The organism is Streptomyces sp. NRRL F-2664 (assembly GCF_000719345.1).
Classification (GTDB): Bacteria; Actinomycetota; Actinomycetes; order Streptomycetales; family Streptomycetaceae; genus Streptomyces.
On sequence record NZ_JOFX01000001.1, the window covers coordinates 13,779 to 30,904 of the forward strand.

Here is a 17,126-nt window from a genome sequence, read left to right on the forward strand (position 1 = left end):
GCTGGATCAGTCGGACACTCCGGCGAAGGCGGTCACCTTGTCGATGGGGACGCGGACCAGGAGTTCGCTCGGGACGGCATTGCGGCGGCCGAACGCCTCGGCCTGCTCCTCGCCCATGTAGCGGGCGGCGATACGGGTCGCCCAGGTGAGCATCCCGTCCGCGTCGTCGGCGTATCCGCTGATCTCGGCGCGGCCCTGGAGGACGACATAGGAGAAGGGCGGCCGGTCGTCGTCCACGCAGAGCGCGACACGGCCGTCCCTGGCCAGATTGCGGCCCTTGACGGTGTCCTTGCCGGTGTTGAAGACGAAGCAGTCGCCGTCGAGTACGAACCAGATGGGAGCGACGTGCGGACTCCCGTCCTCGCGCACGGTGCAGAGCTTTCCGGTGCGGGTGGAGCGGGACACGAAGGCCCGCCATTCCTCTTGAGTCATCTTCTTCGCCATGGGCACATCCTCCTTGCCGGAAAGGCACTGGTGGGGAAGGCTTGCGGCACGACTACGCGGGGTGGGGCGCGGCCGAGCGGGCCACGTCGACGGGGAGGGGCCGGGAATGGCACTGGACAAGCGACTGGACTGGCTGCTGGACGACCTGACACGCAGGGTCCCGCAGGTGCGGCACGCTGTGGTGCTGTCCAATGACGGCCTGGTGACGGGGGCGAGCGCGGGGCTGCCGAGGGAGGACGCCGAACACCTGGCGGCCGTGGCGGCCGGCCTGCAGAGCCTGGCGAAGGGTTCCGGTCGGCACTTCAGGGCCGGAGAGGTCCGCCAGACGATGGTCGAGTACGACGACGGGGCGCTCTTCGTCATGGCCGCGGGAGCGGGCAGTTCGCTGTGCGTGCTGAGCGCGGCCGAGGCGGACATCGGCCAGGTCGCCTACGAGATGACGTTGCTGGTCAACCGGGTGGGCGAGCACCTGGGCGTCGCGGAGCGGCGCATCACCGGCGGCTGACCGCAGGCGCGGCGGGCGGGGTGCGGGGTGGTTGTCCACAGGCCTCGCGGGATGTCGTCGCACCCGGTTACGGTCTTCACACAGAGTGATCAGTGCTCGTGGGGGAGGACCGTGATGACGCAGATGATGACCGCGCCGCCGAGGGGCACGGCCGCGTGCGAGGGGGACGGGGCAGCCGTTCGGGCCGGGGGCGCAGCGCAGGCGCTCGTCGGCAGTGCGCAGGCCGCCGGAGAACTGGGCCTGACCCGGGGCGAGTTCGCGCGGGCCGTGCAGCTGGGGATCGTACGGGCCGGTCCGCCGGCGGCGGCGGGCGGGGCCGCACGTTTCGCGCGGACGGAGATCGAGCGGGTGCGGGCCGCGGCCACCGGCCCGCCGGACGCGCTGCGCCGGCAGGTCGAGACGGTGGCCGGAGCCCAGGCGGCGGCCGAGGTGCTGGGCGTCGGCCCGAGCCGGTTCACCCGGCTCGCGCGCTGCGGGCACCTCACCCCGATCGGCTACCGCATCAACCGCTACCGGGCCGTCGTGTGGCTCTACCTGGCAGCGGAGCTGCGCGAGTTCGCCGAGCGGGAGCCGGGGATGCTGCGCGGGACGGCGTCCGCCGAGGACCGGGAACTGCTCTCGGCCAAGGGAGACCTGCGCCCGCGCACCTGGCGCGGGCGGCATGTGGGGCTCCTGCTGAGACGCACCGCCGACCCGTGGGCGCGCGCGGCCGTACTGGCCTGCCCGCTCCCCGAGGACGAGCTGCGCGAGGCCGTGCCCGACCCGGCGGAGCGGATCGTCCTGGCCGCGCTCGCCCCGCCCCCGCCGTACGGGCATCCGCAGGTCCCGGCCGCCGCAGCGGTGGCGGAGGGGCTGCTGCGGGCCGGGCCCCCGGACGAGGTCCACTGGTACCGCACCCGTCTGGAGTCCGCCCTGACCGGCGCCCGCCGTCAGTCGAAGTCGACGGGGGAGAGGGGGCCGACGTAGACCCAGGCCCCGCCCTCGCGGGCGAAGCCGCTGTTCTCGTGCAGCGAGCCGGTGTGCCGTCCCTCGCGGTAGTGCGCGCGGAACTCCACCGAGCCCTCCGTCTCGAACATCCCGCCGCGCTCCGTGGCGAGGATCTCCAGCCGCTCCCAGCGCTGCCCGGGATCGAGGTCCAGGCGGGCCGGGCGTGTCGAAGGGTGCCAGGAGCGCAACAGGTAGGCGGTGTCACCGACGGCGAAGGCGCTGAAGCGCGAGCGCATGAGCAGTTCGGCGGTCGGGGCCCGCCCGTCGCCGGAGTGGAAGCGGCCGCAGCACTCCGGATAGGCGGCGGGCAGTCCGCAGGGGCACGGCAGGGCGGGGGTGGGCATGGGCGGCTCAGTTCTCGGAGGCGGCATCGGTCGACCGGTCCGGCCGGTCCGGGCGGGCCGGCGGGGCGGGGTACGGGCGGAAGAGGCCCTCCTGGACCACGGAGACCAGGAGCCTGCCCTCCAGGTCGTAGATGCGGCCGCGGGCCAGGCCACGGCCGCCGTGCGCGATCGGTGACTCCTGGTCGTACAGGAACCACTCGTCCGCCCGGAAGGGCCGGTGGAACCACATGGCGTGGTCGAGGGAGGCCATGTCGAAACCGCGCATGCCCCACAGGGGTTCGACGGGGATGCGCACGGCGTCGAGGAGGGTCATGTCACTGGCGTAGGTGAGCGCGCAGGTGTGTACGAGCGGGTCGTCGCCCAGCGGGCCGACCGCCCGCATCCACACCGCGCTGCGCGGATCGGCTCCCTTGAGCTCGTCGGGTGTCCAGCGGAGCCGGTTGACGTAGCGGATGTCGAAGGGCTGGCGGCGGGCCATCCGCTCCAGCGCCTCCGGCAGCGCCCCGAGGTGCTCGCGGATCTCGTCCGCGACCTTGGGGAGCGTGTCGGGATGGGGGACGTGGTGGGGAGGCAGCTGGTGCTCGATGCTGCCGTCCTCCGGATGATGGAAGGAGGCGGTGAGATTGAAGATCGTCCGGCCCTGCTGGACCGCGGTGACCCGGCGCGTCGTGAAGGACCGTCCGTCGCGCACCCGCTCCACCTGGTACACGATCGGCACCCCGGGAATGCCGGGGCGCAGGAAGTACGCGTGCAGCGAGTGGACCGGGCGGTCACTCTCGACCGTGCGGCCCGCGGCCACCAGCGCCTGACCGGCGACCTGGCCGCCGAAGACGCGCTGGAGGGACTCCTGTGGGCTGGCGCCGCGGAAGATGTTGACCTCGATCTGCTCCAGATCGAGCAGATCGACCAGTCTTTCGGCGGGGTTCGTCATCAAAGGGTCTCCACAGTCGGGTCCGGGCGGTGTGGGCGGTCCGGGCGGTCCGGCGGCGTGCCGGACCAGGTCACAGGGCGCCGAGCTCGCCGACCGAGGTGACCCGGACGACCGCCCGGCCCTCCTCGTCGGAGGCCGCCAGGTCGACCTCGGCGCTGATGCCCCAGCCATGGTCGCCGTTGGGGTCGGCGAAGGTCTGGCGGACGCGCCACAGACCGTGCTGCACGTCCTCCTCGATCTGCAGCAGCTTCGGGCCGCGCGCGTCCGGGCCGGTGCCCAGGTCGTCGTACTCGTCCCAGTACGCGTCCATGGCCTCGCCCCAGGCGTCGGCGTCCCAGCCGGACCCGGCGTCCAGCTCGCCCAGCACGTCGACGTGGTCGAGGGCGGCCAGCTCCACCCGGCGGAACATGGCGTTGCGGACCAGGACGCGGAAGGCGCGCGCGTTCGCGGTGACCGGCTTGACCTGGTCGGCCTTCTCCTGGGCCTGCTCCGCCGTCTCCACCTCCGGGTTCGCCAGCTGCTCCCACTCGTCCAGCAGGCTCGAGTCGACCTGCCGGACCAGTTCACCGAGCCAGGCGATCAGGTCTTCGAGGTCCTCGGACTTGAGGTCGTCGGGGATGGTGTGGTCCAGCGCCTTGAAGGCACTGGCCAGGTAGCGCAGCACGATGCCCTCGGTGCGGGCCAGTTCGTAGAAGGAGGTGAACTCGGTGAAGGTCATCGCGCGTTCGTACATGTCGCGGATGATCGACTTGGGGGAGACGGGGTGGTCGCGCACCCACGGGTGGCTCTTGGAATAGACGTCGTAGGCGTGCGAGAGGAGCTCTTCCAGCGGCTTGGGGTAGGTGACCTCCTGGAGGCGCTCCATCCGCTCCTCGTACTCCATCCCGTCGGCCTTCATCTGCCCGACCGCGATGCCGCGCTCCTTGTTCTGCTGGGCGGCCAGGATCTGGCGCGGGTCGTCCAGCGTGGACTCCACGACGGACACCATGTCCAGCGCGTAGGAGGGGGACTCGGGGTCCAGCAGGTCGAAGGAGGCGAGGGCGAAGGTGGACAGCGGCTGGTTGAGCGCGAAGTCCTGCTGCAGGTCGACGGTGAGCCGGATGGTGCGGCCCTCCGCGTCCGGGGTGTCGAGCTGCTCCACCACGCCGCCGTCCAGCAGCGAGCGGTAGATCGCGATGGCCCGCCGGATGTGCCGCAGCTGGGCCTTGCGCGGCTCGTGGTTGTCCTCCAGGAGGTGGCGCATCGCCTGGAAGGCGTCGCCCGGCCGGGCGATCACCGACAGCAGCATGATGTTGGTGACCTTGAAGCGCGAGGTCAGCGGTTCGGGGTCGGCGGCGATGAGCTTCTCGAAGGTGGTGTCCGACCAGGCGACGAAGCCCTCGGGCGCCTTCTTGCGGACCACCTTGCGGCGCTTCTTCGGATCGTCGCCCGCCTTCGCGAGGGCCTTCTCGTTCTCGATGACGTGCTCGGGGGCCTGGGCGACCACGAAGCCCGCCGTGTCGAAGCCGGCCCGGCCGGCACGTCCGGCGATCTGGTGGAACTCACGGGCACGCAGCGTGCGGACCCGGTTGCCGTCGTACTTGGTGAGCGCGGTGAACAGCACCGTGCGGATCGGGACGTTGACGCCGACGCCGAGCGTGTCCGTACCGCAGATGACCTTCAGCAGGCCGGCCTGGGCGAGCTTCTCCACCAGACGCCGGTACTTGGGCAGCATGCCGGCGTGGTGCACGCCGATGCCGTGCCGCACGTACCGCGAGAGGTTCTGGCCGAACTTGGTGGTGAAGCGGAAGTTCCCGATCAGCTCCTGGATCTTGTCCTTCTCCTCGCGGGTGCACATGTTGATGCTCATGAGCGACTGCGCCCGCTCGACCGCCTGGGCCTGGGTGAAGTGCACGATGTAGACGGGAGCCTGCCGGGTCTCCAACAGCTCGGTGATCGTGTCGGTGATCGGCGTGGTGACGTACTCGTAGGACAGCGGGACGGGGCGGGTCGCGGAGCGGACCACCGAGGTGGGCCGGCCGGTACGCCGGGTCAGGTCCTCCTCGAACCGCTTCACGTCGCCGAGGGTCGCCGACATCAGGACGAACTGCGCCTGCGGCAGCTCCAGCAGCGGGATCTGCCAGGCCCAGCCGCGGTCCGGCTCGGCATAGAAGTGGAACTCATCCATCACGACCTGGCCGATGTCGGCGTGCTTGCCGTCACGCAGCGCGATGGAGGCCAGCACCTCGGCGGTGCAGCAGATCACCGGAGCGTCCGCGTTCACGGAGGCGTCGCCGGTCAGCATGCCGACGTTCTCGGTGCCGAAGAGCTTGCACAGGTCGAAGAACTTCTCCGACACCAGCGCCTTGATCGGGGCGGTGTAGAAGGTCACCTTGTCCTGCGCCAGGGCGGTGAAGTGCGCACCGGCCGCGACCAGGCTCTTGCCGGAGCCCGTCGGCGTGGACAGGATCACGTTCGCCCCGGAGACGACCTCGATCAGCGCCTCCTCCTGAGCCGGGTACAGGGAGATGCCCTGGTCCTGCGCCCACGAGGAGAAAGCCTCGAACAGGGCATCGGGGTCGGCGGTCGGCGGCAGCTGATCAATGAGGGTCACGCCCCCATCTTGCCTGGCTTCCCCCCGGATCCGGGAACCGGAGGACGCAACGAAGATCACCGACTGTACGCTGTGCCGTCGATGCGGCCCGAACGAACCGGTCGACAGGGCCCGATACACACCAGCGGGGCGGGGAACGAGCATGATGGGTCCGGCGCACTCACTGTCCGGGGCGGCGGCCTGGCTGGGGGTGGGAGCGGCCACGGCGGCCGCCGGCCACCCCATGCCCTGGCCGGTCCTCGTCGTCGGCGCGCTGATCTGCGCCGGCGCCGCCCTCGCCCCGGACCTCGACCACAAGTCCGCGACCATCTCCCGCGCCTTCGGGCCACTGTCCAAGGGCCTGTGCGAGGTCGTCGACAAGATCTCCTACGCCGTCTACAAGGCCACCCGCTCTACCAAGGACGCCCGCCGCTCCGGCGGCCACCGCACCCTGACGCACACCTGGCTGTGGGCGGTCCTGATCGGCGGCGGCTCCTCCGCGCTCGCCGTCACCGCCGGCCGATGGGGCGTGCTCGCACTGCTCTTCGTGCACCTGGTGCTCGCGGTCGAGGGCCTCCTGTGGCGGGCCGCCCGCATGTCCAGCGACGTCCTGGTCTGGCTGCTCGGCGCGACGAGCGCGTGGATCATGGCCGGGGTGCTCGACCAGCCCGGCAACGGTGCGAACTGGCTGTTCACGGGGCCGGGGCAGGAATACCTCTGGCTGGGGCTGCCCATCGTCCTCGGAGCGCTGGTCCACGACATCGGCGACGCGCTGACCGTCTCCGGCTGCCCGATCCTGTGGCCCCTGCCGATCGCCGGGAAGCGCTGGTACCCGATCGGCCCGCCGAAGCCGATGCGCTTCCGCGCCGGCAGCTGGGTGGAGCTGAAGGTCCTCATGCCGGTCTTCATCCTGCTGGGCGGCGTGGGAGGCGCCTCCGCACTCGGCTTCCTCTAGGGCGGGTCCTTCGATCATGCCGGGCCGATCCGAACGACACGCCCCGGTGTCCGGCGGGCTCCCACGAGGCGGCGCCGGGCATCCGGCCGGCGTCCGGCTCCGGGCAGGATGCCCGGGGCCGCGGCCCGGCACGGCTGTCCGGGGCCGCGGCCCGGCACGGCTGTCCCGCTCCGCGGCTCAGCCGTGCCAGGACCGCCACAGCGCCGCGTACGCGCCGTCCGCCGCGACCAGCTCGTCGTGCGAGCCGAGTTCGCTGATCCGGCCCCCCTCGACCACCGCGATCACGTCCGCGTCGTGCGCCGTGTGGAGCCGGTGGGCGATCGCGATGACCGTGCGGCCGTCCAGCACCCGCGCCAGCGAGCGCTCCAGATGCCGTGCGGCCCGCGGGTCCAGCAGCGAGGTGGCCTCGTCCAGCACCAGCGTGTGCGGATCCGCCAGCACCAGCCGGGCCAGCGCCACCTGCTGGGCCTGCGCCGGGGTGAGCGCCGTACCGCCGGAACCGACCTCGGTGTCCAGGCCGTCCGCCAGGGCCCGGGCCCAGCCGTCCGCGTCCACCGCGCCCAGCGCCGCCCACAGTTCGGCGTCCTGCGCCCCGGTCCGCGCCAGACGCAGGTTGTCGCGCAGCGAACCCACGAAGACGTGGTGCTCCTGGTTGACCAGGGCCACGTGCTCGCGCACCCGCTCCGCCGGCATCCGCGACAGCCGGGCCCCCCCGAGGGTGACCTCACCGGTACGGGGCTCGTAGATGCCCGCGAGCAGCCGCCCCAGCGTCGACTTGCCCGCGCCCGACGGGCCGACCAGCGCCATCCGGGTGCCCGGCGGCACCGACATCGACACCTGGTGCAGGACGTCAACGCCTTCCCGGTAACCGAAGCGGACGTCCTCGGCACGGACGTCCCGGCCGTCGGGCACGACCTTCGCGTCCCCCGCGTCGGGTTCGATCTCCCGCACGCCCACCAGGCGGCCCAGCGACACCTGAGCGATCTGCAGCTCGTCGTACCAGCGCAGGATCAGGCCGATCGGATCGACCAGCATCTGCGCCAGCAGCGCCCCCGTGGTGAGCTGGCCCACGGACATCCAGCCCTGCAGCACGCAGTAGCCGCCGATCAGCAGCACCGAGCCGAGGATCGTCACGAAGGTGACGTTGATGACGGGGAACAGCACGGTCCGCAGGAACAGCGTGTACCGCTCCCACGCCGTCCACTCCTTGATCCGCCGCTCCGACCGGGCGATCCGCTCCGGCCCCAGGCGGTGCGCCTCGACCGTACGGCCCGCGTCCACCGTCTCGGTGAGCACGGCCGCGACCGCCGCGTAGCCCGCGGCCTCCGAGCGGTACGCCGAAGGCGCCCGTCTGAAGTACCAGCGGCAGCCGATCACCAGCACCGGCAGCGCGACGAGCGCGGCCAGCGCCAGCGGCGGCGCGGTCACCGCGAGGGCGCCGAACAGCAGCCCCGCCCACACCACGCCGATGGCCAGCTGCGGCACGGCCTCCCGCATCGCGTTGGCCAGCCGGTCGATGTCCGTGGTGATCCGCGACAGCAGGTCACCGGTACCGGCCCGCTCCAGCACGCCGGGCGGCAGCCCCACCGAGCGCACCAGGAAGTCCTCGCGCAGGTCGGCGAGCATCTCCTCGCCGAGCATCGCCCCGCGCAGCCGGACCAGCCGGATGAAGCAGGTCTGCACCGCGAGCGCCACCGCGAACAGCATTGCCATCCGCTCCAGATGGAGCTCCCTGGCCCCCGCCGCCAGGTCGTCCACGACCCGGCCCAGCAGGTAGGGCCCGACCATGGAGGCGATCACCGCGATCGCGTTGACGCCCACCAGCACCAGGAAGGCCCGCCGGTGGCGCCGCAACAGGTCGCGCACATAGCCCCGTACGGTCGCCGGCGTGCCCACGGGCAGGGTCGCGGCCGTTTCCGGGGCGGCCGGGTCGTATTCCGGCGGCGCCACGCCGATCATGCGGATTCCTCGATCTCTGTGAGTGCTTCCAGCTCTGTCAGTTCCGGCCCGTGCCCGGCGAGCCCCTGCTCCTCGTCCGTCTCGCGGGTGACGACCGCCCGGTAGCGGGGTTCGCGGTGCAGCAGCTCGCGGTGGGTCCCGACCGCCGCCACCGTGCCGCCGTCGATGAGCACGACCCGGTCCGCTCGGTCCAGCAACAGCGGCGAGGATGCCAGGACGACCGTGGTACGCCCGCTGCGCAGGGCCGCGATCCCGTCCGCGATCCGGGCCTCGGTGTGCGAGTCGACCGCGGAGGTCGGCTCGTCGAGGACGAGCACCTCGGGGTCGGTGACCAGCGAACGGGCCAGTGCGAGACGCTGGCGCTGGCCACCGGACAGCGACCGGCCGCGCTCGGTGATCCGGGCCTCCATCGGGTCGTCGACCCCGTCCGGCGCCGACTGCAGCAGTGCGTCCAGCACGTCCGCGCACTGGGCCGCCGCCAGAGCGGCGCCCGGCGCGACGGTCCCGGAGGCCGGTACGTCGAGCAGCTCCCGCAGCGTCCCCGACAGCAGCACCGGATCCTTGTCCTGTACGAGGACCAGCCTGCGGGCGGTGTCCAGCCCGAGGTCGTCCAGCGCGACCCCGCCGAGGAGCACCGACGGACCCTCCACCACCTGCGGGTCCTCCGCCCCCGGACCGGCGACGGCGACGGCGCCGCCGTCGGCCGGTTCGGCCATGGCATGGCCGCCGAGGCGTTCCGCCAGCCGGCCCGCCAGGTCGGGGTCACCGCAGACGACTGCGGTGAACCGGCCGGCGGGCGCGAGCAGTCCGCTGCGCGGGTCGTACAGGTCGGCGCCCGCGCCCGGCTCCGCCACCGGTCCGCCCGGCGCCGGGCGCTCCGCCGGATCCGTCCGGGTCAGGGACAGCACCCGGGCCGCCCGCTTCGCGGAGGGACGCGAGAAGGAGTACGCCATGGCGATCTCCTCGAAGTGCCGCAGCGGATAGAGCAGCGTCGCCACCGCGCTGAACGCCGCGACGAGTTCGCCCACCGCGATGCGCCCCTCCAGGGCCAGCGAGGCGCCGTACCAGACGACCGTGATCAGCAGCAGACCCGGCAGCGCCACCTGGATCGCGGAGATCAGCGCCCACATCCGGGCGCTGCGCACCGCGGCCGTGCGGACCTCCTGCGAAGCCTCGCGGTACCGGCCGAGGAACAGCTCCTCACCGCCGATGCCGCGCAGTACGCGCAGCCCGGCGACGGTGTCCGAGGCCAGCTCGGTGGCCCTGCCCGCCTTCTCCCGCTGCACGTCGGCGCGTCGTGTGGCGCGCGGCAGCAGCGGCAGTGCGGCCAGCGCGATCAGCGGCACGCCGACGGCCACGACCACGCCGAGCTCGGGTGCGTAGACCACCAGGCCCACGCAGACCAGGACGACGGCGAAGACGGCGGCGAGGAAACGGGAGACCGCTTCGACGAACCATCCGATCTTCTCGACGTCGCCGGTGGACACCGCGACGACTTCACCCGCGGCCACCCGGCGGGTCAGGGCCGAGCCCAGCTCGGCGGTCGTGCGCGCGAGGAGCTGCTGCACCCGTGCCGCGGCGGTGATCCAGTTGGTGACGGCGGTGCGGTGGAGCATGGCGTCGCCGACGGAGATGGCGACGCCGATCAGGACGAGCAGCCCGCCGACGAGCAGCAGCCGGTTCGGCTCGCGGTCGACGACGGCGTCGACGCCCAGGCCCACGACGTACGGGAGCCCGGCGACGCCACCGAAGTGCAGCATCCCCCAACCCAGGCTCCGCAGCTGGCCGCCGATCTGACCGCGCCCCAGCCACAGGAGGAAACGCGGGCCGGAACGAGCGTCGGGCACCCCCGGATCCGGATACGGAAGATCACTGATCTGCATGACGCCCCACGACTGGTCGACTGTTCCAAACCGTGCAAGGTTCGCCTTCCGGACCGGGCCCGGGCAATCGATTTTCCGTCCGCCGGGCGCCGCGGGAAAGAGATGTGCGCGGGCGGCCGTCCGCGGGCTGCCTGGTCGCGCAGGGGGGCAGGGCTGGCGTACGCCGGCGCTCACGGGCGGGTGGCGTGCTCCAGTGCGAGCAGGACCGAGTGGTAGGCGCGTCCGGTGGCCGCGTCCATGCCCACCTCGCACATGCGGTTCGCCGACAGGTACGCGTCGAAGGGCCGCGCGGCCACCTCCGCGGCCTCCCGCGCCGTCGCCGAGGCCGTCAGCTCCGGGTGCAGCATGCCGCGGTCACCCGCGAAGGCGCAGCAGCCCGCGTCGTCCGGGACGACGACCTCCTCGGCGCAGGCCGCGGCGACCGCGCGCAGCTGCGCCTCGTCGCCGAGGTGCCGCATCGAGCAGGTGGGGTGCAGGACGGCCGAGCCCACCGTGCGCCGGACCTCCAGGTGCGGCAGCAGCTCCTCCGCGGCCCACACGACGGAGTCGACGATCCGCAACTGCTCGTGCAGCGCCCGGTTGTCCGGCGTCAGGTGGGGGACCACCTCGCGGGCGATGCCCAGCGTGCAGGAGGAGGCGTCGACGACCAGCGGCAGCCGCCCGCCGGCCGTCCAGCCCCAGGCGGCCTCGACGATCCGGTTGGCCATCACCCGGTTGCCCTCCTCATAGCCCTTGGAGTGCCAGATCGTCGCGCAGCAGGTGCCGGCCACGTCGCGGGGGATCCAGACCGGTCTGCCGGCCCGCTCCGACACCGCCACCAGGGCCTGCGGCAGGGACGGACCCGGCCGGCCCGCCGGGCCGGCGAAGATCCGGTTGACGCAGGCCGGGTAGTAGACGGCCGCGGCACCCGGCCGCCGTGTGACGGGCAGCGCCCCGGCGGCGGGCGGGAGCCGGGGCAGCCACCGCGGAACCAGGTCCGGCCGTACGGCCCTGCGTGCTGCCCGGCTGAGGGCGTCCAGCAGCCGGTCCCCGACCCGGTCGGGGATCCTGCCCGCGGCGGCGACGGCCGTCCGGGCGGCGGTCTCGACGGTCCGGAAGTGCCGCGCGGCCAGGGCGGCCACCGCCTCCTCGTGCGGGCCGTGCCGGCGGTGGCGGAAGTCCCTCATCAGGGCACCGGTGTCGATCCCGACCGGGCAGGCGAGCCGGCAGGTGGAATCGCCCGCGCAGGTGTCGACCGCGTCGTAGCCGTAGGCGTCGAGCAGCCCGTCCAGCAGGGGTGAGCCGGGCGGTTGGCGGACCATCTCCCGGCGCAGCACGATGCGCTGGCGCGGAGTGGTCGTCAGGTCCGCGCTCGGGCAGGTCGGTTCGCAGAAACCGCACTCGATGCACGGGTCTGCCACCGCCTCCACCCGCGGGATCGTCTTCAGGCCGCGCAGATGGGCCCGGGGGTCGCGGTCGAGGAGGATCCGCGGGGCGAGGATCCCGTCCGGGTCGACGAGCCGTTTGGTGCGCCACATCAGGGCGGTGGCGGCGGGACCCCATTCCAGTTCGAGGAAGGGGGCCATGTTGCGTCCGGTCGAGTGCTCGGCCTTCAGGGAGCCGTCGAAGCGCTCCACGGTGAGCCGGCAGAAGGCGTCCATGAAGGCGCCGTACCGCTCCACGTCGGCGGGGTCCGCGGCGTCGAAGGCGAGCAGGAAGTGCAGGTTCCCATGGGCGGCGTGGCCGGCGACCGCCGCGTCGAATCCGTGGGCGGCCTGCAGTTCGAGGAGTGCCGCGCAGGCTTCGGCCAGGCGGGAGGGCGGCACGGCGAAGTCCTCGGTGATCAGGGTGGTGCCGCGGGCGCGGGCCCCGCCCACGGCGGTGACGAAGGCCTTGCGGGCCCTCCAGTAGCCGGCGATGGTGCTCGGGTCGCTGGTGAAGCGGTTGGTGATCGAGGCCACCGGGGCGACCAGGTCGAGTCCGTCGAGGACGGCTGCCGCACGGCGCGCGCAGGCCTCCCGGCCGGTCGCGTCGGGCGCGCGGAACTCCACGAGCAGGGCCGTCGTCGTCCCGGGCAGGGCGGCCCAGTCGGCGGGCACCCCTTCGACGCTGACGGAGGCCCGGAGGGTGTTCGCGTCCATCAGCTCCACGGCGAGGGCGCCCGCCCCGGTGAAGCGGGGCACGGCCGCGGCCGCGGCGGGCAGCGAGGGGAAGAAGAGCAGGGCGCTGCACCGTTCGCGGTCGAGGGGGAGGGTGTCGAGTACGACCTCCGAGATGAAGCCGAGGGTCCCCTCCGATCCGACCATGAGTCCCCGGAGGATCTCGACGGGGGTGTTGCCGTCCAGGTAGGCGTCGAGCCGGTACCCGGTGGTGTTCTTGATCTCGTACTTGGCGCGGATCCGGGCCGTCAGGGCGGAATCGGCCTCGATCTCCCGTTTGATCTCCATCAGTCCCCGGCACAGGGCCGGTTCGGCGCGCGCCAACTCCTCGTCGGCCAGCGGGTCGGCGCTGTCCACGACGGTGCCGCCGGGCAGGACGAAGGTGAGCGAGGACAGCGTGCGGTAGGAGTCGCGGGTCGTGCCCGCGGTCATCCCGGAGGCGTTGTTGGCGACGACGCCGCCGACGGTGCAGGCGATGGCGCTGGCCGGGTCGGGGCCCAGGATCCGGCCGTGGCGGGCCAGTGCGGCGTTGGCCCGCAGCACGGTGGTGCCCGGCCGGACACGGGCCCGCCGGCCCCCCTCCAGCACCTCGACGCCGGCCAGTGGCGGCGTACGTCGACCAGGATGTCCTCGCCCTGGGCCTGGCCGTTCAGCGAGGTCCCGGCGGCGCGGAAGACGACCTCGCGGCCGCGGCCGCGGGCGTACGAGAGGACCGTGGAGACGTCGTCGACGTCCTCGGCGATCACCACGACCTGGGGCACGAAGCGGTACGGGGACGCGTCGGAGGCGTAGCGCACCAGGTCGGAGGCCCTCCACAGCACCTTCTCGGCGCCCAGCAGCTCGATCAGCTCGGTGCGCAGCGGCTCGGGCGTACCGCCGGCCCGGTGCGGGGGGACCCGGTCGGGGGAGGGGCCGCCGCCGGTGGTGCGCGGGCGCAGGGTCCCCGGCTTCGGTTCCAGCAGCGGCATGTGCGACCCCTCGCCTCGTGAGCGGCGCTCGCGGCCGCTTCAGCAGGTGTGCTCCGCCGGCGCGTCCGACAGGGCGTTCAGCAGACCGCCGAGCACCTCGCGCTGGTCGGCGGTCAACGGTGCCAGGATCTCCTCCGCCGCGTCCGTCCGCGCGTTGCGCAGACGGCGCAGCGTGGCGCGGCCGCTGTCGGTGAGCTCGATCCGGATGACGCGGCGGTTCGCCGGGTCGGGCACGCGCCGTACGCACCCGGCCGCCTCCAGGCCGTCGACGAGGGTGGTCACCGCGCGCGGCACGACCTCCAGCCGCGCGGCGAGGTCCGCCATGCGGGGCGGCTGCTCGCCCTCGTAATGCGAGACGAGGCGCAGCAGCCGACTCTGGGCGGGAGTGATCCCGAGGGGCACCATGTGGCGCTTCTGGATCCGGTGGAGTCTGCGCGTCAGCCGCAGGAGCTGTTCGGCGAGGAGGCGATCGGTGTCGGAGGCGGAGCTCATGCGGGAACGATAGCAGGACCCCGTTCATTGTGAGTATAGGTAACAATGACCTATGCTCTCATGGTGCCGCCTCCTTGCCGGGCCGGCCCGCCCCCGACTCCGTCCCCTGCCCCCGTCCCCGACCCCCGAGAGGGTGCCCATGCCGCACGACGAACCGAAGTGGACCCCATCGACCGACCCCCTCGACCCCACCCGCCCCGCCCCGGCGGACCAGCCCAGGGAGCTGCGCCGGATCGTGGCGCTGTTCCGGCCCTACCGCGGCCGGCTCGCCGTCGTCGGCCTGCTCGTCTGCGCCTCCTCGCTGGTCGGCGTGGCCTCGCCGTTCCTGCTCAAGGAGATCCTGGACGTCGCGATCCCCCAGGGCCGCACCGGACTGCTCAGCCTGCTGGCGCTCGGCATGATCCTCACCGCCGTCGTCACCAGCGTCTTCGGCGTCCTCCAGACGCTCATATCCACCACGGTGGGCCAGCGCGTCATGCACGACCTGCGCACCGCCGTCTACGCCCAGCTCCAGCGGATGCCGCTCGCCTTCTTCACCCGGACCCGCACCGGGGAGGTGCAGTCCCGCATCGCCAACGACATCGGCGGCATGCAGGCCACCGTCACCTCCACGGCGACCTCGCTGGTCTCGAACCTGACGGCGGTCATCGCCACCGTGGTCGCCATGCTGGCGCTCGACTGGCGGCTCACCCTGGTCTCGCTGCTCCTGCTCCCCGTCTTCGTGTGGATCAGCCGGCGGGTGGGGCACGAGCGCAAGAGGATCACGACGCAGCGGCAGAAGCAGATGGCCGCCATGGCCGCGACGGTCACCGAGTCGCTCTCGGTGAGCGGCATCCTGCTCGGCCGCACCATGGGCCGTTCCGAGTCGCTCACGGCCGCCTTCTCCGCGGAGTCCGAGAAGCTCGTCGACCTGGAGGTGCGCTCCAGCATGGCCGGGCGCTGGCGGATGTCCACCATCGGCATCGTCATGGCCGCCATGCCCGCGCTGATCTACTGGGCCGCCGGCATCGCCCTCCAGAGCGGCGCCCCCTCGCTGTCCGTCGGTACGCTCGTCGCCTTCGTCACCCTCCAGCAGGGGCTCTTCCGGCCCGCCGTGAGCCTGCTGTCGACCGGGGTGCAGATCCAGACGTCGCTCGCGCTGTTCGCCCGCATCTTCGAGTACCTCGACCTGCCGGTGGACATCACCGAGCGCGCCGACCCGGTCCGGCTGGACCGGGCCAAGGGGGAGGTCGCCCTGGAGGACGTGCACTTCACCTACGGCGCCGAGAACGGCCCGACCCTCTCGGGGATCGACATCACCGTCCCGGCCGGCGGCTCGCTCGCCGTGGTCGGTCCGACGGGGTCCGGCAAGAGCACCCTCGGCCACCTCGTGCCGCGGCTCTACGACGTGACCGGCGGACGGGTCGCCATCGACGGCGTCGACGTGCGCGACCTCGACTTCGACTCGCTGGCCCGCTCCATCGGGGTGGTCTCCCAGGAGACCTACCTCTTCCACGCCTCGGTCGCGGACAACCTGCGCTTCGCCAAACCGGACGCCACGGACGAGGAGATCACCGCGGCCGCCCGCGCCGCACAGATCCACGACCACATCGCGTCCCTGCCCGACGGCTACGACACCCTGGTGGGGGAGCGCGGCCACCGCTTCTCCGGGGGTGAGAAGCAGCGCCTGGCCATCGCCCGCACCATCCTCAGGGACCCGCCGGTGCTCATCCTCGACGAGGCCACCAGCGCCCTCGACACGCGCACCGAGCACGCCGTCCAGCAGGCCCTCGACCGCCTGTCCGCGGGCCGCACCACCATCACCATCGCGCACCGCCTGTCCACCGTGCGCGACGCCGACCAGATCGTGGTCCTCGACGGCGGCCGCATAGCCGAGCGGGGCACCCACGAGGAGCTGCTGAAGGCGGACGGCCGGTACGCGGCCCTGGTCCGCCGGGACCGGGACGCGGCGCCGGCCCCCGAGCCGCCCGAGGGCGCGCAGCTCGCCCCTGTGAATGTGTGACCGTATGACCGGCACACGGGTCGAATGTCGGAAAAGTAACGACTTGCGGGTTAGCGTTCCCGCATGAGTCATGAGTACCGGCCGCCCCAGGCCCGATCCCGGCTCACCCGCCGGGGCCGACGTGCGCTCTTCCTCGGCGTGCTGCTTCTCACCGCCGGTGCGGCCGTTATGGTCCCGCTCCTGCGGGGCGGGGAGGCGCCCGAAAAGCCCCGCCTGCTGGTGATCCCCGAGGGCTGGCGCGCGACGCAGGTGTACGCCGCCGTCGACCGTGCACTGGAGCTCCCGCCGGGGACCGCGAAGTCGGCAGCGGCCACCGCCCCGCTTGCACTGCCCGCGGAGGCCAAGGGCAATCCGGAGGGCTACCTCTTCCCGGCGACGTACCCGCTGACCTCGAAGACCACCCCGGCCGCCCTCCTCGCCCACATGGTGCACACGGCCAACCGGAAGCTCGCCACCAAGGCGGTGACCGACGGCGGCAGGGCCCACGGGATGACCCCGTACCAGACGGCGACGATGGCCAGCATCATCGAGGCGGAGGCCGAGAACCGCGCCGACATGGGGAAGGTCGCGCGGGTGGTGCACAACCGGCTCGCGAGGTCGATGCCGCTCCAGATGGACTCCACCATCAACTACGCGCTGAACCGCAGCACGGTGGACACCACCCTGGGCGACACCCGCATCGACAGCCCCTTCAACACGTACGAACGCCAGGGCCTCCCCCCGACCCCGATCGACAACCCGGGTCTGGCGGCGATGGCGGCGGCCGTCGCCCCCACGCCGGGCGACTGGCTCTACTTCGTCACCGTCGAGCCGGGGGACACCCGCTTCTCGGCGACGTACGAGGAGCACAGGAAGCACGTCGCGGAATTCAACAAGCGCCGCGCCCACGCCGGCCCGCGCTCCGGCTGAGCCGGTGCGGCCCCCTCCGCACAGCGGCGCCGGCCGC

The 17,126-nt window shown here is 72.8% G+C and carries 12 protein-coding genes and 1 pseudogene; 5 read left to right on the forward strand and 8 right to left on the reverse strand.

Annotated features, from left to right (window positions below; translation table 11 throughout):
- Nucleotides 1–6: 6 nt before the first annotated feature.
- Nucleotides 7–444 (reverse strand): PPOX class F420-dependent oxidoreductase, encoded by a 438-nt coding sequence (locus IF89_RS0100075; protein WP_030759051.1) that lies wholly within the window; start codon nucleotides 442–444, stop codon nucleotides 7–9.
- A gap of 106 nt (nucleotides 445–550) precedes the next feature.
- Here IF89_RS0100075 and IF89_RS0100080 point away from each other — a divergent pair, with 106 nt between their 5' ends.
- Nucleotides 551–949 (forward strand): roadblock/LC7 domain-containing protein, encoded by a 399-nt coding sequence (locus IF89_RS0100080; protein ID WP_030759054.1) that lies wholly within the window; start codon nucleotides 551–553, stop codon nucleotides 947–949.
- A 114-nt stretch (nucleotides 950–1,063) separates the two neighbouring features.
- Nucleotides 1,064–1,915 carry a DUF6397 family protein gene (locus IF89_RS0100085; RefSeq protein WP_051806650.1) on the forward strand — a complete coding sequence of 284 codons (852 nt, stop codon included), beginning with the start codon at nucleotides 1,064–1,066 and terminating at the stop codon, nucleotides 1,913–1,915.
- Here the strand turns inward: IF89_RS0100085 and IF89_RS0100090 are convergent.
- From IF89_RS0100090 to IF89_RS0100100, 3 genes are all read right to left on the reverse strand, one after another.
- Nucleotides 1,879–2,280: a YchJ family protein gene (locus IF89_RS0100090; RefSeq protein WP_030759060.1), complete on the reverse strand. Its 402-nt coding sequence runs from the start codon at nucleotides 2,278–2,280 to the stop codon at nucleotides 1,879–1,881. The two genes, IF89_RS0100085 and IF89_RS0100090, sit on opposite strands and share 37 nt — an antisense overlap.
- A gap of 7 nt (nucleotides 2,281–2,287) precedes the next feature.
- Nucleotides 2,288–3,211 carry an acyl-CoA thioesterase gene (locus IF89_RS0100095; RefSeq protein ID WP_051806651.1) on the reverse strand — a complete coding sequence of 308 codons (924 nt, stop codon included), beginning with the start codon at nucleotides 3,209–3,211 and terminating at the stop codon, nucleotides 2,288–2,290.
- A gap of 70 nt (nucleotides 3,212–3,281) precedes the next feature.
- The gene (locus IF89_RS0100100) at nucleotides 3,282–5,864 is read right to left on the reverse strand and encodes a DEAD/DEAH box helicase (RefSeq protein ID WP_078628001.1); all 2,583 of its coding nucleotides are present in this window, start codon (nucleotides 5,862–5,864) and stop codon (nucleotides 3,282–3,284) included.
- Nucleotides 5,865–5,946: 82 nt separating this feature from the next.
- Here IF89_RS0100100 and IF89_RS0100105 point away from each other — a divergent pair, with 82 nt between their 5' ends.
- Nucleotides 5,947–6,738, forward strand: a complete 792-nt coding sequence (locus tag IF89_RS0100105; RefSeq protein WP_030759070.1) for a metal-dependent hydrolase — start codon at nucleotides 5,947–5,949, stop codon at nucleotides 6,736–6,738.
- A 177-nt stretch (nucleotides 6,739–6,915) separates the two neighbouring features.
- Here the strand turns inward: IF89_RS0100105 and IF89_RS0100110 are convergent, their stop codons facing one another.
- From IF89_RS0100110 to IF89_RS0100125, 4 genes and pseudogenes are all read right to left on the reverse strand, one after another.
- A complete protein-coding gene (locus tag IF89_RS0100110) occupies nucleotides 6,916–8,697 on the reverse strand; it encodes an ABC transporter ATP-binding protein (RefSeq protein ID WP_030759072.1) in 1,782 nt (593 codons plus the stop codon).
- On the reverse strand, nucleotides 8,694–10,580 hold the full coding sequence (locus IF89_RS0100115; protein WP_030759075.1) for an ABC transporter transmembrane domain-containing protein: 1,887 nt from the start codon (nucleotides 10,578–10,580) through the stop codon (nucleotides 8,694–8,696). Before IF89_RS0100115 ends, IF89_RS0100110 begins: the two co-directional genes overlap by 4 nt.
- A gap of 170 nt (nucleotides 10,581–10,750) precedes the next feature.
- Nucleotides 10,751–13,686: pseudogene (locus IF89_RS37455) on the reverse strand (FAD-binding and (Fe-S)-binding domain-containing protein).
- A gap of 39 nt (nucleotides 13,687–13,725) precedes the next feature.
- Nucleotides 13,726–14,178, reverse strand: a complete 453-nt coding sequence (locus IF89_RS0100125; protein WP_030759079.1) for a MarR family winged helix-turn-helix transcriptional regulator — start codon at nucleotides 14,176–14,178, stop codon at nucleotides 13,726–13,728.
- A gap of 139 nt (nucleotides 14,179–14,317) precedes the next feature.
- On the opposite strand from IF89_RS0100125, the gene IF89_RS0100130 reads away from it, so the two are divergent.
- Together IF89_RS0100130 and mltG are read left to right on the forward strand one after the other, a co-directional pair.
- Nucleotides 14,318–16,180: an ABC transporter ATP-binding protein gene (locus IF89_RS0100130; protein ID WP_051806652.1), complete on the forward strand. Its 1,863-nt coding sequence runs from the start codon at nucleotides 14,318–14,320 to the stop codon at nucleotides 16,178–16,180.
- A 63-nt stretch (nucleotides 16,181–16,243) separates the two neighbouring features.
- A complete protein-coding gene (gene mltG / locus IF89_RS0100135; protein ID WP_030759084.1) occupies nucleotides 16,244–17,089 on the forward strand; it encodes an endolytic transglycosylase MltG in 846 nt (281 codons plus the stop codon).
- Nucleotides 17,090–17,126: the final 37 nt, after the last annotated feature.

Excerpts from the sequence above, each read along its gene's own strand:
- IF89_RS0100110 (WP_030759072.1), bottom strand. The coding sequence starts at position 8,697 with ATGATCGGCGTGGCGCCGCCGGAATACGACCCGGCCGCCCCGGAAACG.
- IF89_RS0100115 (WP_030759075.1), bottom strand. The coding sequence starts at position 10,580 with ATGCAGATCAGTGATCTTCCGTATCCGGATCCGGGGGTGCCCGACGCT.
- IF89_RS0100090 (WP_030759060.1), bottom strand. The coding sequence starts at position 2,280 with ATGCCCACCCCCGCCCTGCCGTGCCCCTGCGGACTGCCCGCCGCCTAT.
- IF89_RS0100080 (WP_030759054.1), top strand. The coding sequence starts at position 551 with ATGGCACTGGACAAGCGACTGGACTGGCTGCTGGACGACCTGACACGC.
- IF89_RS0100085 (WP_051806650.1), top strand. The coding sequence starts at position 1,064 with ATGACGCAGATGATGACCGCGCCGCCGAGGGGCACGGCCGCGTGCGAG.
- IF89_RS0100125 (WP_030759079.1), bottom strand. The coding sequence starts at position 14,178 with ATGAGCTCCGCCTCCGACACCGATCGCCTCCTCGCCGAACAGCTCCTG.
- IF89_RS0100075 (WP_030759051.1), bottom strand. The coding sequence starts at position 444 with ATGGCGAAGAAGATGACTCAAGAGGAATGGCGGGCCTTCGTGTCCCGC.
- IF89_RS0100130 (WP_051806652.1), top strand. The coding sequence starts at position 14,318 with ATGCCGCACGACGAACCGAAGTGGACCCCATCGACCGACCCCCTCGAC.
- IF89_RS0100095 (WP_051806651.1), bottom strand. The coding sequence starts at position 3,211 with ATGACGAACCCCGCCGAAAGACTGGTCGATCTGCTCGATCTGGAGCAG.
- mltG (WP_030759084.1), top strand. The coding sequence starts at position 16,244 with ATGAGTCATGAGTACCGGCCGCCCCAGGCCCGATCCCGGCTCACCCGC.
- IF89_RS0100105 (WP_030759070.1), top strand. The coding sequence starts at position 5,947 with ATGATGGGTCCGGCGCACTCACTGTCCGGGGCGGCGGCCTGGCTGGGG.